Annotated in this window: 15 protein-coding genes; 6 read left to right on the forward strand and 9 right to left on the reverse strand. The window is 68.2% G+C overall.

The genetic code is table 11. From position 1 onward, the window contains the following. Positions 1–886: 886 nt before the first annotated feature. Positions 887–1,564 carry a hypothetical protein gene (locus IFT88_RS15610; protein WP_192121669.1) on the reverse strand — a complete coding sequence of 226 codons (678 nt, stop codon included), beginning with the start codon at positions 1,562–1,564 and terminating at the stop codon, positions 887–889. A gap of 242 nt (positions 1,565–1,806) precedes the next feature. Between IFT88_RS15610 and IFT88_RS15615 the strand changes: the two genes are divergently transcribed. After that, positions 1,807–2,796, forward strand: coding sequence for a hypothetical protein (locus IFT88_RS15615; RefSeq protein WP_199859332.1), 990 nt, complete (start codon positions 1,807–1,809; stop codon positions 2,794–2,796). Between the two features lie 266 nt (positions 2,797–3,062). Next, complete coding sequence (locus IFT88_RS15620; protein WP_192121671.1) at positions 3,063–3,461, forward strand: hypothetical protein; 399 nt, start codon at positions 3,063–3,065, stop codon at positions 3,459–3,461. A gap of 89 nt (positions 3,462–3,550) precedes the next feature. Here IFT88_RS15620 and IFT88_RS15625 read toward each other — a convergent pair whose 3' ends face one another. The 3 genes from IFT88_RS15625 to IFT88_RS15635 all read right to left on the reverse strand — a co-directional run bounded on the left by IFT88_RS15625 (position 3,551) and on the right by IFT88_RS15635 (position 5,678). Next, on the reverse strand, positions 3,551–3,877 hold the full coding sequence (locus tag IFT88_RS15625) for a hypothetical protein (RefSeq protein ID WP_192121673.1): 327 nt from the start codon (positions 3,875–3,877) through the stop codon (positions 3,551–3,553). A gap of 362 nt (positions 3,878–4,239) precedes the next feature. Then, complete coding sequence (locus IFT88_RS15630; protein WP_192121675.1) at positions 4,240–4,749, reverse strand: Pycsar system effector family protein; 510 nt, start codon at positions 4,747–4,749, stop codon at positions 4,240–4,242. After that, positions 4,746–5,678, reverse strand: coding sequence for a hypothetical protein (locus IFT88_RS15635; RefSeq protein WP_192121677.1), 933 nt, complete (start codon positions 5,676–5,678; stop codon positions 4,746–4,748). The genes IFT88_RS15630 and IFT88_RS15635 overlap by 4 nt, the downstream gene beginning before the upstream one ends. A 279-nt stretch (positions 5,679–5,957) precedes the next feature. Between IFT88_RS15635 and IFT88_RS15640 the strand changes: the two genes are divergently transcribed. After that, complete coding sequence (locus IFT88_RS15640; RefSeq protein WP_192121679.1) at positions 5,958–6,953, forward strand: PIN domain-containing protein; 996 nt, start codon at positions 5,958–5,960, stop codon at positions 6,951–6,953. A gap of 112 nt (positions 6,954–7,065) precedes the next feature. Here the strand turns inward: IFT88_RS15640 and IFT88_RS15645 are convergent, their stop codons facing one another. Both IFT88_RS15645 and IFT88_RS15650 read right to left on the reverse strand, forming a co-directional pair. Next, positions 7,066–7,452: a hypothetical protein gene (locus IFT88_RS15645; RefSeq protein WP_192121681.1), complete on the reverse strand. Its 387-nt coding sequence runs from the start codon at positions 7,450–7,452 to the stop codon at positions 7,066–7,068. A 74-nt stretch (positions 7,453–7,526) separates the two neighbouring features. Beyond that, the gene (locus IFT88_RS15650; protein WP_192121683.1) at positions 7,527–8,093 is read right to left on the reverse strand and encodes a recombinase family protein; all 567 of its coding nucleotides are present in this window, start codon (positions 8,091–8,093) and stop codon (positions 7,527–7,529) included. 195 nt (positions 8,094–8,288) lie between these two features. Between IFT88_RS15650 and IFT88_RS15655 the strand changes: the two genes are divergently transcribed. Together IFT88_RS15655 and tmk are read left to right on the forward strand one after the other, a co-directional pair. Further along, the gene (locus tag IFT88_RS15655; RefSeq protein WP_043594847.1) at positions 8,289–8,753 is read left to right on the forward strand and encodes a DIP1984 family protein; all 465 of its coding nucleotides are present in this window, start codon (positions 8,289–8,291) and stop codon (positions 8,751–8,753) included. A gap of 316 nt (positions 8,754–9,069) precedes the next feature. Further along, a complete protein-coding gene (gene tmk / locus IFT88_RS15660; RefSeq protein ID WP_192121685.1) occupies positions 9,070–9,726 on the forward strand; it encodes a dTMP kinase in 657 nt (218 codons plus the stop codon). A 75-nt stretch (positions 9,727–9,801) separates the two neighbouring features. Here the strand turns inward: tmk and IFT88_RS15665 are convergent, their stop codons facing one another. Then, positions 9,802–10,101 carry a helix-turn-helix transcriptional regulator gene (locus IFT88_RS15665; protein ID WP_192121687.1) on the reverse strand — a complete coding sequence of 100 codons (300 nt, stop codon included), beginning with the start codon at positions 10,099–10,101 and terminating at the stop codon, positions 9,802–9,804. An 80-nt stretch (positions 10,102–10,181) separates the two neighbouring features. Here IFT88_RS15665 and map point away from each other — a divergent pair, with 80 nt between their 5' ends. Beyond that, the gene (map, locus tag IFT88_RS15670) at positions 10,182–10,958 is read left to right on the forward strand and encodes a type I methionyl aminopeptidase (protein WP_043594844.1); all 777 of its coding nucleotides are present in this window, start codon (positions 10,182–10,184) and stop codon (positions 10,956–10,958) included. Positions 10,959–10,989: 31 nt separating this feature from the next. On the opposite strand, the gene IFT88_RS15675 is transcribed toward map, so the two are convergent. Both IFT88_RS15675 and IFT88_RS15680 read right to left on the reverse strand, forming a co-directional pair. After that, positions 10,990–14,505, reverse strand: a complete 3,516-nt coding sequence (locus IFT88_RS15675; protein ID WP_192121689.1) for a TM0106 family RecB-like putative nuclease — start codon at positions 14,503–14,505, stop codon at positions 10,990–10,992. Between the two features lie 426 nt (positions 14,506–14,931). Next, complete coding sequence (locus tag IFT88_RS15680; protein WP_043595034.1) at positions 14,932–15,555, reverse strand: helix-turn-helix domain-containing protein; 624 nt, start codon at positions 15,553–15,555, stop codon at positions 14,932–14,934. Positions 15,556–15,578 lie beyond the last annotated feature (23 nt).

Genomic DNA, 15,578 nt, shown 5'->3' on the forward strand with positions numbered 1-15,578 from the left:
GAATGAACGTTGCGGCATCCGCCGCCTCTGCCTGGTGCTCGGCCGCAAGGACGCCCCGCCCGGCAGCCGATCCCTGGCCGGGCAGCACGCCTCAATGGCGAAGGAACCACCTGAATGGCCAGCGAGTTGAGCGAGACCTCCGCCGCGCGCGTCGAGCCGCGTCCTGCTGTGCCGTTGCATGAGCTCGTCGAGCTCGAGCCATGATTTCATCGCCACGAGTCAGCCGTGCTGCTGCCCGCGTCGGGTGAGTGAAAAGACCGACACCTAACCACGCGAACAGCCCACCAGTCGTGACGACAAAGAGTGGGTGACCTCGGCCGGTGGTTACGAGATCACCTGAGAGCCAAGTATCCGTAAGCCAAAGGCCCACCACCAGCGTGGCGATCCCCAGAACGACGACGCAGCCACCTGACACACGCCATTTCCACATGCCCCCAGCACCTCTCTCCGCACCCGTTCAACGGGCAGGTCTCAAGCATCCAAGCGGAGCTGACCCTGCGCCCATCACGCCACGCGTAATCATCTACCGAAGCCGAGCCGCGGATGTGCCTCGTCGACGGGATGGTCGTGACTATCGAACTAGCTGGCCCGCTTCAGCCGTCACGACGCCCCCGAGGCGAGCCGCGCCCTGTGGCCCATCGTCTATCGGGCGCTCCGCCACGGGCTACTTGCGTCGGCGAGCCCGCTGCTCTGCTCGGAGAACAAGACAAGCCCCACGAACGATGCCCCGAGCACTAGAGGCGCGATGTAGTAGATCACCGCCTCAGTGTGCTCTTGCCCCGCGCCTTGGCCAAGCGTCTCGGTTCCCGATCGCCTATCGGGCGGCCGTCGAAAATGCGGAACATCTGAATTGCACGTTGTTCCGTTCTGTGGGGGCGGGATGAGACTAGCTGTAGGCGCGGAAGTGGAGACGTTGGGGCCGGAATGGCAGCCTCGGCCCCGGAATCGGCCCTGAGAAGTGGTCACCGTGTTCGTCGAGCAGGGTGACGCCTCGCCATGTGCGTCTGATGCTGCCGCCGTAGAGCACGACCTGTTCGATCAGATCCTTCGCTGCTGCCATGCCTTCATCGTCGCTGCGCCCGGCGCCGAACGTCCACCAGCGAAGCTGCGAGCCCTCGACCACAACATTGCCGTCATACCGCACGTGAACATGGAATGGCAAAGCGGAACTCCGATCGGGAACCACCCGTACCTCCAGGTCGAACTCAGCGACCGGAGCGTGGACCGTCACCCGGCCGTAAGTGCCGACGAGCGCCTCGATCCAGCCTGCCGGGCCCTCTGGGGCGGTCTTGTCGATGGTCATCCTCCGCTGCCGTCGTTCGAGCAGACTGAATGCTCGGTCGACACCGGGTTCGTTCCACTCGAGTTCTAGTCGTCGGCCGCCAGCGAATGTGACGACGATCCATTGTTCGCCGATGAATGACAGGCCGGGGACTTCCAGAGACGGCACGCGATCTGTGTCGGGATCGAGCAGGGTCAAGGAGACGTGGTCTTTCCCGAAGGCCTTCCTGGCCGCGTCGGTTAGCCGCCGGAATATGGCTTCGTGATGGGGCGGGATCGGCACGACCTCAGTATGCCGATCCTCCGATCGAGACGGCGAGGGCAATTGAGGAAACCTCCGCGTGGAGAGCAGGACTTCACGTCGGCTCGGCCCCCGGTGAACGATCGCCTATTGGGACGCCCACAGCGTCGGCGCGGCCTGACCCGCCAGCTGCACCACGGGCATGGTGTCCCACGTGGTCGGGGTGCTTCCTGGCTCTACGATCAGTCTGTGCAGCCCCTCGACGCGTCCTCTGCCCCTCTGCTGTGACCGACACTGGCCTAGAGACCCGGAGCGCCGAGCCGTTGCCGCACACGTACCGCGTCACGAAGTACGACCCGGCGGATCGGGACGAGAACGGGGCATACACCGGCAGCGAGGACTCGGTGAGCGACCACGGCCAGGTCGAGACGGCGTATCTCGCGGCGTTCACCGCCTTCGCCGAGGACGCAGGCGTCGATCACGTCCTCCTCCGCGAGCCCGCCGTCGCAGCCTTCTTCAACTTCGGACTAGAGCCGAACATCGACGGGCACGGCCTTCGAGGGCTGTTCCCGGAAGATCTGTCCGGTTACCACGACGGCGCCGCCGTCTCGCTGGACGTCGCACGCGAGTTGCTCCGGGGGATGCTCCGCGACCACGGCGCCTGGTGCTGTCTCGAGGTGGAGGGCCGTTTCACCGCCCACGTCGGCTACGACCAGTACCTTTATCTCGCGAGCAGCGCACCGCCCGACCGTGCGCTCTCGTGTATCGAGTCATCGGGGCTGTTCGCCGAGCGCATCGACGAGTCTCCCTACCTGTGGCAATCCGACGACCCGCCCGCCAGGGCAGCGGACAGCACGTTCTGGGATGAGGTGAGGGCGCTCGTCATATCGCGTGGTCCGCTCATGCTCGAGGAGACCTTCGTCCAGAATGCCTCCCGCTGGCACCATCTGACCCTGGACCGCATCGAACAGGTCCGTGCGGGTCTGACGCCGCGGGCGCGGCTTCTGATCTGGCCTGCTCCGTCGACCGACTTGCGCGCCGTCCGCAAGGATCTCCGCCGAGCGCTTCGGGATGGATTCGCACACGTCGTGTCACAGGGTCAAGACGGGGTACTCACAGACCGCCACCTCTTCCGGCGGCGCGAGGTGAAGGCCGCGCTGACCGGCGTCCGTGCCGCAATGGTCATGCCGGTCACAGTGGACGAGCATCACCCCTTGGTGACCGCGGTCCTGCCGGACCCAGACGGAGTCGTCCGAGCTCGTTGGACGCCGTAGATCGAGGCTGCGTCCTGAAGCCCGCTAGGTCTGCGGGCGATGAGTGTCGGTAGCCGATCCCCTACCGGGCGCCGAATCAACTCGTCTAGATGCCTCGCGGCATACGTTGTCGCCTGGTGCACGACCAGGGCGTCCAGGCGCTCGTGCTCGAAGTCTCGGTATGAGCCCATGTCGGACATGGCGGTCTTCGAGGGGCGAAGGACGCTCATGGCAGGATGCTGCTGACGACGGGGACCGACGGACCGCCGTTTCAGTAGGGAGCGACCATGAAGGACAGCGATGAGCCGATGACCGTGCAGGACTTGCTGCGCCGGACCCCCGTCGCGAACCGCCCGACGGTGTCCCGCATCCTCGAGGGCATCCCCATTGCCGCTTTTACTCTCGCTGGGTCCTACGTCCGAGCAGACCGCGCTGATGGGAAACCGCCGCTGCGCATTGCGTCCGGTTGGGTCAACGGATTCACCAACCGAGATGAAGCAGTTGTAGTCGGCGGTCCTGGGCTCGAATATTGGGCCAGCCACGAGCGTGCTCCGTTGTGGGGTGTGTGGATGCCAGAGAACAGCGCACGCGACGGCAGCAGCACCAGCCGACGTCGCCTCGAACAGCAACAGTGTCCGAACTGCGGCGGACTGATGCCGCTGACGAACGTCTGCGACTTCTGCTGATGAGCGCACCAGCTGCCGCCGCCGGACACCCACAGGTGGGCAGCCTCCACAAGAACGGCGACCGAATGTTCGGCATCGCTGGACCGTATTCACGAGACCTCGCTGCCCGCGGCACCCCGAAGCTTTCCAGCCTGCACAGGCAGGCCGTCACCCCGCTCATCAGCGGCGTCCGCATTGGAGACTAGCTCCGCGTCGACTGGGACGGCAGTAAACACTGGTGGGCATCCTCCGACGCTGGCGTCATCGGCCGGCTCTCCTGGTTCAAGAGCATGCGAGACCAGGTCGCGAACCTCCCCGCTAATGCCCGAAACCCCTACGACTTCGACAATGGCGTCCTGCACGTGCAGACCGTAACCATCGACGACGACGACGGCGACGTCGTCGACTGTGGTGGCTACGTCGTGCCTGACGGGCACGACCCGGCTCAGTGGAACATTCGCTCGGAACCGCAGCCGCCGAGACAACACAAACCCCCCGTCCCGGCGGCGGAACAGACGCGGTCCGTAGCTCCCGCCGAAGGGCAGGCGGGCAAGTCGTTCCTCAGAAGATTCCTAGGCCGCTGACTCGCGACCTGCGCGGCCGAATCGGTACTTGCAGCGTGTCCAACGGACCCGCGCTCGGCCTACCGTGCCGAAGCACTCATCCGTCCGTCAGCCGATCGGCTATCGGACGCCGACACAGCTAATCCGCCAGCTTCATCGCTTGCAGGGATGTGTACACATACTTGCTGGTCTGCGCTTCTTTCTACGTCTAGCGACCCGCATGCGGCTGCACTCGACTATGCGAACACCCTTATAGACGCGCACGTAGCCAGTGCTGCCAGGCCAAGAATGAGCATGACCATCGACCAGGACGTCATGACGAACTTGCGGTCGGCGATACCGGCGTTGATTCGTGTTTGGCGGAGGAGGTTTGCGCTAAGCGTCTCGTGGCGGACCGCGTTAGCGAAAGCTGCCGCATAGTCATCCGCAGTTGCGTAGAGCGACGCAATTGCGCGGTAGAACACCACTTCGGAGCGGTCGGACGCGACGAATCGACGTCTGGGTAGGAGTCCAAGGAAGACGAATAGGGCCGCACCAGCGAGGAAGGCTCCAGCAGCAGCGGCTGAGATCAGGATCGCAGGACGACCGCAATTGCCTTGAGCCACGGCATACACGCCGCCGCCAGCGATGCCGATAAGAGCGAGCAGGGCGGTCATTTTTGCATCGCTATGCCTGATCCAGCTGTTCACCAACTCGAGCTGTAGCCATGCGGCCGATTCCAGCCGTTCTGACTTCTTCCTGCTCATCGATTTGTCAGCCCGGCGCGCCGGTTCCGCGCAGAGGCTGTCTTCTTGGCCGTCACCTTACGGAGGTTGCCCGCTCGCGCCGATCGCATAGATTCCTCGCGCGCCTCCTGCGACTCCGTCCTCGCTGTTTCGCCGGTCAGAATGGCGTCGCAGAACGCTTCCCCACAGTTCGGGCACCATGATGACGTGAGGACGCGACCGTAACGACTGTCGTCGCCCTCAGGGACGTTGTCGATTGTCTTGTTTTGCCACAGCACCCCGGGCTTCGTTCCCGGCTCATGGGCGCAAGTCGTAGTCAGGTAGTCATTGTCCTCGATGCTCGCCCAGACGTCGGCGGAAACTATCAGTTCTCCGAGTTCGGCGGTCTGAGCCGCCTTTGCCGCATAGTTCACAGGCTTTCCGGACCAGATTGGCTCTTGCTCGCTGGGATTGCGAGGGGTGCCGATCCGCTTGGCCAACACTCGCCCGCTTGCGATCCCGACTTTGTAACCGGTCTCCGGCGCCTCGGGCCATTTCTCAAGAATTTTTTCGGACAGGCCGATGCTGAACGTCTTGACCGTGATACCCGCACAGACGGCCTGCTCGTAGCGGCCTTCGCCCCAGAAAAGGCCGAAGGCGCCATCGCCCTGGATTTGGATGAAGTCCGCACCGAAGTGCTTGAGTACCCTCACCGCGTTGTCGGTCGATGCCTCGTAGATGCTCGCGGTAGAGGATGCGTGCTTCCCCGTCCCTAACCGGGAGGAGCCCTTGAGGTCCACGACAACGGCGACCACGTCTTCAAGCTGATGCCACTCGCGCTTCTCAATCGCGAGTTTCGCGACGTCGAACGACTCGGGGCCCTTGACGACAACTTCGGGCGTCGTAGCCAATTCCTCGGCGACGTCGACCTGGATGTCGTCTAAAAGCTGCGACAAATTTGCCTTCGTCATGTGAGTCCTCTCGTCGGGGAGCGGTAGTGGACTGATTCTCACATCTGCCACCGACATTCGTCGATCGTGGTTCGTCTGAGCGCAAGATTTAGCCATGCTGGGACTTGCATCCAGTGACCGATCGACTATGGGGACGAGAACGCGTGAGGACAGATCGAGGCAAACGGCATGACGGCCTCCTAAACAAGCGGAAGAGACGCCTTTGACCTTTGACCGACGAAAGCCCATTTCGTCATCACATCGACACGCACCTCTTCGCCCTCTCCGTAGGCTGGCCTCGTGCTGCACCTTCTCGTCGACACGTCCTCGTGGCTCGATCTTGCGCAGCGCCGGGACGGGCAGCGATGGATCGTCGCCCTGCGGGCGCTCATCCACCAGCAACAAGTGAAGCTGCTCGTCCCTCCCGTGGTCATTGATGAAGTCGACCGTAACGAGGCCCGCGTGCAGGCGTCCATGACGGCGAGCATCGCGTCTCGGTTCAAGCAGATTCGCCAGGATCTCGTGACCTATGGCAGCGACGATGATGCTCACGCCGTTGAGGTCATCGAAGACCTGAGCCGGCACCTCCCGCTAGTTGGCGCGATGACGACCCGGAACTTCGAGGAGATCCGTGAGCTTCTTGTCGTCGGCGAGCTGATCCAGCATTCGGACGCCGAAGTACATCGCGTTGTCGAACGCGGCTTGCAAAAAGCGGCGCCGTTCTACAGCGGAAAGAACAGTGTCGCCGACGCCGTGATTCTCGAGCTGTATCGGACCGTCAGAGAGAGGGCGGACCTCGCAAAGCATCCCCACGCCTTTGTGACCACCAACCACACCGATTTCTCCCGTTCCAATGGCGACAGGCGAGAGCCGCACGACGACATCGCGAACTTGTTCGATGGGACCGGTAGCCGATACGCCCTCGGGGTCGAGGGCCTGGATACAGTCCTGCGTGAACACTGCAAAGAGGACATCGAGGAGCTCTTCGAGGAGACCGACTTCCAAGAAGAACCGCGCCGGCTGGATGAGATCATGGCAGCAGAATCAGAGATATTCGACCGCATCTGGTACCACCGCTCTCTTCAACACGACTGCCGTGCCGAACGAGAGTCCGACGCAGAAGAGCTTGAACGCCACCAGCTCATGGCGGCCCCCGGCCGTGCGCGCGTCGAGGCGGTTTACACCAAGCCAGGGCAACTCGGTCCGTACACGGACTTCGAGCTCGGAATGCTGCACGGGAAGATGAGCGCACTGCGCTGGGTATTGGGCAGCGAATGGGACTTCCTTGACACCTGATCTGCCTTGGACCGGCCATTAGTTTGGAGCCAAAAGCGTTGGATGTCAGTGGCCCCCGGAGGCACGCGGCTGAGTAAACGCTAGATTCACGGCGGCGACTTGCATCCGATCTTTACGGCTCATCGTCACCGACGAGCTCCTCGCGTTCGGCCTTCAACTCCGCAAGAGTTGCCCTTAACTGCAAGACCCTAGGTTCATCCTCATAGTTTTCAGCAACCGTGAGCCATCCGGCGTTCTTCGCGATATCCGCATCAATGCGCGCAACCCGTGCGGCGTCTTTGCCCCGCGCCTGACGCATCAACAGTCGATCCTGAGCGAGCTGAACGGCTTCAGCGTTGTCCGCCCGCCGCGCAGCCTTAGCGGCCCGCCTGTCCGACCTCACGCTGTCAACGACTGCCACCACGACTGCCCCGACTGTCCCCACGGCCGTTGCGAGCCCAATCCAGAAATTCCACCAATCTGCATCTGAAAAGTGGGCAAACTCGTAAATGGATGGCATGCCAGACATTTTCGAGCCCGAACTCCCATTCGACAACTTCCGTGGTCTTCCTGGGCGGACCCTGGGGTTCGTAGCTACTGACTAGCCCTCTGGATCGCGCGATAGACAGTCGACCGGGCGACACCGAAGATCTCGGCGATCTCGCTCGTAGTGTGGGCGCCCGTGCGGTGCAGCTGCACGAGGTGCTTCTCCTGCGAGGCGGTGAGCTTGGGCTTGCGGCCTCGGAGCTTGCCGGCGGCCTTGGCGATCGCCATGCCCTCGCGGGTGCGGGCACGGATGAGGTCGGCCTCGAACTCGGCCACCATGCCGAGGACATCGAAGAGGAGCCGGCCGACGGGGTCGGTGGGGTCGTAGACCGCTCCCCCGATGTTCAGGGCGACGCCCTGCTTCGTCAGCTCGTCCGCGATGTCGGTCGCGTCGCGCAGTGACCGGGCCAGACGATCGAGCTTCGTGACGACCAGGACGTCGCCGGCACGGCACGCAGCGAGTGCTTCGCGGAGGCCCGGGCGGGCTCGAGTCGTGCCCGAGAGGCCGTGGTCAACATGCACGTGTTGATCGTCAACACCGAGCGCTGCGAGACCGTCACGCTGTGCTGCGAGATCCTGTCCCGAGGTCGAGACGCGGGCGTATCCGATGAGCATCCGACGACTGTAGCGTTCATACCCCCGTCACCGGGCATTTTTGCGGGACAGGCATACGCGAATCCGCAGGCCAGGCGCCACTTGATCCCAGTCGGATAAAACGGGCCCAAGCAGGTGTCCGATGAACGACCGGCGACCGGGCGCCGGCGACACGGACGACGCGCGGCGCATCCGACCTGCGTAGGATTTCTCACCATGAAGCTCGCCGAAGCCCTCCTGCAACGGTCCGACGCCCAGCGCCGGGTCGACCAGCTGCGTGATCGCGTCACCGCGAACGCCCGCTACCAGGAGGGCGAAGAGCCCACCGAGGACGCCGCCGAGCTGCTGCGCCAGGCGGTCGACACCCTCGCCGCCCTCGAGTCGCTCGTCGTGCGCATCAACCTCACCAACGCGCGCACGACCCTCGCCGACGGCAGCACGATGACCGCCGCCCTGGCCCGCCGCGAGACCCTGCGCGCCACCCACGCCCTGCTCGCGAACGCCTCCGACGCGGCCCGCGGCGCCTCCGGCGGCTACCGCCAGCTGCGCAGCGAGCTGCGGATGTTCTCGGCCCTTCCGGTCGCCGAGCTGCGGGACCGTGCCGACGCCGTCGCCAAGGACCTCCGCGAGCTCGACGTCGAGATCCAGAAGACCAACTGGGAGGCCGAGCTGCAGAACTGACCTGCGCGGTGAGTCGGTAGACGTCACCGGGGCGAGCACGAACCGAGACCGGCGGTCATCCCGGTCACCCTGCAGGCGCGGAGGGCAGCGCCACGACTCACGTCGTCACTACTCAGCCCCGCACCGATCACCGGTCACCGCGCACCCTGCATCGTTCACCACCGTGTGCTGACCGGAGACGTCGAGGGCGGGATCGGGGACCTCACCGCGCCTCCTGGGGTGTCGCCCGTCGGGCGGACGCACCGAACCGCAGCACGACCTCGTCGTGCGACGCGGCCGTCGCCTCGGCCGGTCCGGCGCTCGGTAGGCTCGTCGGGTGACGGAACAGGCAGCCCGTGGGGCGTTCATCGTGTTCGAGGGCATCGACGGGTCGGGCAAGTCGACGCAGGCACGCCTGCTCGCCGCCCGCCTCCAGGACGCCGGGGTGCCCGTGCACCAGACGGCCGAGCCGACCAACGGCCCCGTCGGCACGTTGATCCGCAACGGCTTCAACCGCCGGGTCGACCTCGACGACCGCGTCATCGCGTCGCTCTTCGTCGCCGACCGCCTCGACCACATCACCAACGCCCACGACGGCATGCTCGGCATCGTCGAGCGGGGCACGACCGTCCTCTGCGACCGGTACCACCTGTCGTCACAGGCCTACCAGGCGTCCGACGTGGGCAGCGAGTGGATCGCCTCGTCGAACTCCATCAGCACCGACCTGATGCTTCCCGACCTGACGATCTACCTCGACGTCTCGCCCGAGGTCGCCCTCGAGCGCCTCGCGAGCGGACGCACGACGACCGACCGGTTCGAGGTCGACGAGCGGCTCCGGGCAGCCAGCGAACGCTACGCCGAGGCCATCGAGCGGGCCGACGAGGTCGTCGTCACGGTCGACGCCGACCGGTCGACCGACGAACTCGCCGAGGCCGTCTGGCACGAGGTGTCGACCCGGCTCGACCTCGGGTCGCTGGCGCGTCCGCAGGGCTGACACCGCGCCTCCTCGGGTGACCGAGGCGTCACGACGTGCCTGTCGCCCCGACACGTGAGCGACACCTCGACGGGGTCAGGAGGCGCGGGCCGCGTCGACGACGGACGGTGCGTCCGCCGCTCCCTGGGCCCCGTCGCGCGTGATCTCGGCCCAGACGTCGTCGAGCGAGACGCCGACGACGGCGGCGATCGCGGCGATGGTCGAGAAGGCCGGCGTCGCGACTCGACCGGTCTCGATCTTGCGCAGGGTCTCGGGCGACAGCCCGGCGTCCAGGGCGACCTGCAGCATCGGCCGGGAGCCACGGGCCCGCCTCAGCAGCACCCCGAGGCGGCGACCGCGTTCGATCTCGGCGGGCGTGAGCGGCAGACGGACCATGCCCCGAGCGTAGTGCGCCGGAGGCCCGAGTGGGATACCTTTACCGGGATGATCTTCGGCACGCGAACGGCAGGACACCCATGATCGAGATCTTGAACCCCTCCGAGATCGAGCGGGCCCGGGCGACCGGCGCACTCGTCGGCACCATCCTGCAGACGCTGCGCGACCGGGTGACGGTGGGCACGAACCTGCTCGACGTCGACTCGTGGACCAAGACGATGATCGACGAGGCCGGGGCGGTCTCGTGCTACGTCGACTACGCACCGTCCTTCGGCCGAGGCCCGTTCGGCCACTACGTCTGCACGGCCGTGAACGACGCGGTGCTGCACGGGCTGCCGCACGACCGACGACTCGTCGACGGCGACCTGCTGACGCTCGACCTCGCCGTCGTGCTCGACGGGGTGGCCGCCGACTCGGCCGTGAGCTTCGTCGTGGGCGACTCCCGTCCGGCCGAGAGCGTCCGCCTGATCGAGACGACCGAGCGGGCGCTCGAGGCCGGCATCGCGGCGGCCGGGCCCGGGGCGCGCATCGGCGACCTGTCGCACGCGATCGGCTCGGTGCTGTCGGACGCGGGCTACCCGATCAACGTCGAGTTCGGCGGCCACGGCATCGGCTCGACCATGCACCAGGACCCGCACGTGTCGAACACCGGGCGCCCGGGGCGGGGCTACCGGCTGCGGCCCGGGTTGTTGCTCGCGCTCGAACCGTGGGTGATGACCGACACCGACGAGCTCGTCACGGACGCCGACGGGTGGACGCTGCGCAGCGCGACGGGCTGCCGCACGGCCCACAGCGAGCACACGATCGCCATCACCGAGGACGGCGCCGAGGTGTTGACGCGGCGCCCCGTCCGCTAGCTCGACCGCTAGCTCGACCGCACGGACCGGCTCAGCCCTCGACGGCCGGTTGGCCCTGCCCGGTCAGCCGCAAGAATCCGCTCAGCAGCCCGAGCCCCGCGATCGAGGTGGGCAACCCCGTCGCGAGCAGCGGGGAGTGCACCAGGAACGCCGCCCACTTCGCCCGCGACAAGGCCACGTTCAACCGGTTCGGCATCAGCAGGAAGTCCAGCCCGCGCGGGATGTCGGCGGCACTCGACGCCGCCAGCGAGACGACGGCCACGACGGCCTCTTGACCCTGGAACAGGTCGACCGTGCCGACGGGCGTCTCGTCGAAGCCGGCCGCATCGAGGTGCTCGCGCAGCACGGCCCCGTGGGCGTTGTACGGCGCGACGACGATGACGTCGGCCGCGGTCAGGGGTCGGGTTCCATCGGCGTCCGACCAGTCGAGCCCGACGACCGACCGCACGATCTCGACGACCGCCCGGGCCTCCTCGACCGACGAGGTCGTGTTGCCGACGTGCGTCACCGGTTCGACGTGGAGCCCGGGCCTCACGCCGTCGAGTCGGCGGTCGGACGCATGGGCGGTCAGGGCCCCGCCGTAGGACAGCTCGCTGACCGGGGCGCACAAGGCCGGATGCATGCGCCAGGTCGTGGCGAGGAAGTAGCCGTACTCGGCCGGCAGCACGTCGTGGCCGTCGGCCAGCCAGCCCAGGGCCGACTCGTCGACCGGCTCGGGGTGGCTGCCCTGGCTGACCTGAGGTAGCTGCTGCGGGTCGCCGAGCAGCAGCAATCGCGTCGCGGCGACCGAGGCCGCCACGGTCGAGGCGAGCGAGAACTGCCCGGCCTCGTCGACGACCAGCAGGTCGAGGGAGGCGCGGGCCACCTTGTCGGCGTTGGCGAATCCCCAGGCGGTGGCCCCGAACACGGCCCCCACGGCCTGCCCGCCGCCGTCGACCCCGGCACCGCCCGCCCCACCGTCGGCCTCGGCGAGGAACGCGGCCTCGCCGCCGGACTTCAGGGTGCGCCAGGGCTGCTCGTCGGCCTGTTCGGCGGTCGTGCCCGACTTCGGGACCTTGCCCACCCGCTCGGGATCGATCCCGGCCGTGATCGCCGCACGCAACACGTTCTCGACCACGGCGTGCGACTGCCCCACGACGCCGACGCGCCAGCCGTGCTCACGCACCAGCCGGGCGATGACTCGCGAACCGACGTAGGTCTTGCCCGTGCCGGGAGGGCCCTGGACGGCGAGGTACGACCGGTCCAGATCGAGCAGGGTCTCGACGACGGCCGAGACGGTGTCGTTGCCGACCACGGGTGCGGGCCCGCCGCCCGACCGCCGACGCGGTGGCTGCCGCCGCAGCAGGTCGAACGCCGGGTCGGGCAGCATCTCGGGCAGGGCGTCGAGCACGTGCCCACCCCATTCGGCGATCGCCTCGGGCTGCGGGGTGGCCCGGGGAGGCGCGGCGGGCGTCAGCGCGACCGGGAACACGTCGTGCCGGTCGTCGTCGCCGGTGACGCGCTCGAGCAACACGACCTCGTGCCGGTCGCCGTTCGGGCCGGCCTCGACCACCGTCGACCCGACGGCACCACGCAGTCCGGGGCCGAGCGAGGCGACCCCGGGCGGGACGGGGGCGTCGTAGACCGCGTAGGGCGCGCCTCCTTCGGTGAGGCGGCTACCGGGCGCGAGGCGACCGCGCAGCCGCACCTCGCGGCTGAGCTTGCGGGCCCGGGGCAGCTTCTGCCACTCGCGCTCGACCGAGGCCGTCTCGACGACGAACACGTCGCGGGTGTCGGCCCAGTCGTCGACCGGGTTGCGGAGGCGGTCGAAGTGCTCTTGCCAGAACGTCTTGGCCTCGCGGCGGTGGTAGTCGATGGCCGACGCCGCGAGGGCGATCGCGGTCTGGTCGGGGGTGCGGTCGAGCGGGTCGACGTCGGCCACGTGCGCCGCGAGGCCCACGGCGACCGGGTTCGGCTCGCGGGGCACGCGGGCGAGTTCGAGCGGGTCGGGCGCGGTCGGGCCCTCGGGGTCGTCGCCCCGGGTGCCGTGCCGGTCGGCCAGCTCGAGCAACCAGTCGCGCAGCCGCAGGGTCGACCGGCAGTCGTACTCGTTGTAGTCGCGGACCTCGTCGAGCATCAGGTCACCCCGCGCCGCGTCGCCCGTGGTGCGTTCGGCGATGGCGTCGACGTACATCGTGATGCTGGCGGTGGCCGTCTTGACGTCGCTCTGTCGCAGGTCGTCGCCCATGTAGAGCGGCTCGAGCTTCTTGAGCGAGTAGCTGTGCGAGCCGACCAGCAACGCCTGCCGCACGACCGGGTAGAGGTCGACGAGCAGGCCGTCGCGGAGGAGGTCGTCGACCGCGTCCTCGCCGACGCCGTGGCGCGCCGCGAGCGAGAGCAGGTGGCTGCGCTCGTACGAGGCGTAGTGGTACACGTGCAGGTCGGGGAAGCGTCGGCGGCGCTCGGCGAGGTAGTCGAGGAAGTCGATCAGCGCCTGCCGCTCGCCCGCGAAGTCGTGCGCCCAGAAGGCCCGGAAGGTGCCGTCGGCCTCGACCAGCCCGAAGAGGTAGTCGAGGCCCCAGGCCCGCCCGTCGCCCTCGGTGTAGAGCGGGTCGCCCTCGAAGTCGAAGAAGACGTCTCCGGCGTCGGGCCGAGGGATCGTCCGCAGGGCGTCGGCGTCGACGACCTCGACCGCGGGCACACCGGTGTGGTCGCGCTCGGTGGCGAGCTGCACCCGGGCCTGCCCCCGCAGCCGGGCGAGAGCCGTCGCCCCGATGCCGGCGACGGGCCCGTCCGACCCGGCGAGCTCGTCGATCGTGGCGACCCCGGCCAGGTGCAGCCGCTGACGTTGCTCGCCGCGCAGGCCTGAGACGAGCACGAGGTCGCGGTGCTCGTCGACCTGGGCCTGGCAGGCCGCGCAGCGCCCGCAGGCCGTGACGCCCGGGTCGCCCCAGGCGAGCGGCCCGTCGGCGGCCAGCCGCTCGGCGAGGGCGGCCCGCAGCCGGTCGCGCTGGACGCGGTAGACCGGCAACACGTCGGCGACGTCGTGCACGCTCTCGCTGCCGTCGCCGAGCACCAGACGCACGGTGTCGGCCGAGGGCAGCCCGAGCGCACAGATCTGGTCGGTGTAGGCGGCCACCTGCAGCAGGGCGGGGATCTTCGCGTGGCGGGCGAGCTTGGTGTCGTAGACCTCGTAGGTGCCGTCGTCGGTGCGCACCACGAAGTCGCTGAAGCCGATGAACGATCCGTCGAAGAACGTCGCCTGGAACAGCACGTCGGCCCCGGAGGCCATGGCGAGCCGTGCCTCCTCGGCGGCCGCCGCGTAGCCCGAGGGCGCCGGCCGCTCGAACTCGACGACGTCGCGGGTCGCCCGCAGCGCCTCGAGGTACCGCAGCTCGTGGGCGTCGCCGAGCCGGGCCGTGCGGTCGAGCATGTCGTCGGACGCGTCGGCGACGGCGTCGACCCGGCCGAGCTTCGCGTCGAGCCGTCGGAGGAACGACCACTCGCACGCGGCCCAGGTCGTCAGGTCGGACGGGCTGGTGACCACCCGGTCGTCGTCGAGGTACACGCGGACTCCTTCTGTCGGGACGCGGCCTGGACGCCTGCCCCGAGCCTAGGAGGCGCCACCGACACCCCGGGACGCCTCACCCGGGCGAGGCGGGCGCCCCCCCGCTGTGCACTTCGCGACACCCGACGGCCGACACGCCACTCATCTCCGGTCGGAAGCGTCGTCGGCGCCGCCCGTTGTCGGGTTCGGCACGCCCCGCGGCGGCTGGGGAGTCGGGTTCGGCACGCCCCGCGGCGGCTCGGGAGTCGGGTTCGGCACGCCCCGCGGCGGCTCGGGAGTCGGGTTCGGCACACCTCACGAGCCGGGCGAACCGGGCGCCGTCATCCGACCGGCGGGCGTGTTCGGCGGACCCGGGCCGTCGGGGACGCCCTGCTCCGGCGAACCCGCCCGGGAACGGCACCGGCACCGGCACCGGCACCGGTGACGTCAGTCGGTCCCGGGCGAGGCGGGCGCGGTGCGCAGGTGCAGCCGCTCGCCCTGGCGGCCGAACAGGCTGAGCACCTCGACGGCCCGGTCGTCGGCGCGACCGAACCAGTGCGGCGTGCGCGTGTCGAACTCGGCCGCCTCGCCGGCCGGCAGGACGAGGTCGAGGTCGCCCAGCACGAGCCGGACGCGTCCCCGCAGCACGTACAGCCAGTCGTAGCCCTCGTGGGTGCGGAGCACGGGTTCGCTCCGAGGCGAGTCCGCGGGAATGACCATCTTGAAGGCCTGGATCGCGCCGCCGCCGCGCGAGAGCGGCACGACCGTCATGCCGTGCTGCTGCCGCGGCTTGAGGTGCACGCGGGGGTCACCGGTCTCGGGCGCCCCGACCAGGTCGTCGAGCGGCACCCCGTGCTCGCGGGCGAGCGGCAACAGCTGTTCGAGGGTCGGCCGCCGGAGCCCGGACTCGAGCCGGGACAGGGTGCTGACCGAGATGCCGGTGCGCTCCCCCAGCTCGGCGAGGGTCACGCCCCGCCGCGCGCGCAGGGCACGGAGGCGCGGGCCGACCGCGGCGAGGACGTCGTCGGTGCTCGCGGTGTCGGCACCGGGGGTGTTCGTCGGATGGCTCATGTCCGTCATCTTGCCATTCCGGC

The sequence above is a fragment of the Frigoribacterium sp. CFBP 8751 genome, from assembly GCF_014841545.1.
In the GTDB taxonomy this organism is placed as follows: Bacteria; Actinomycetota; Actinomycetes; order Actinomycetales; family Microbacteriaceae; genus Frigoribacterium.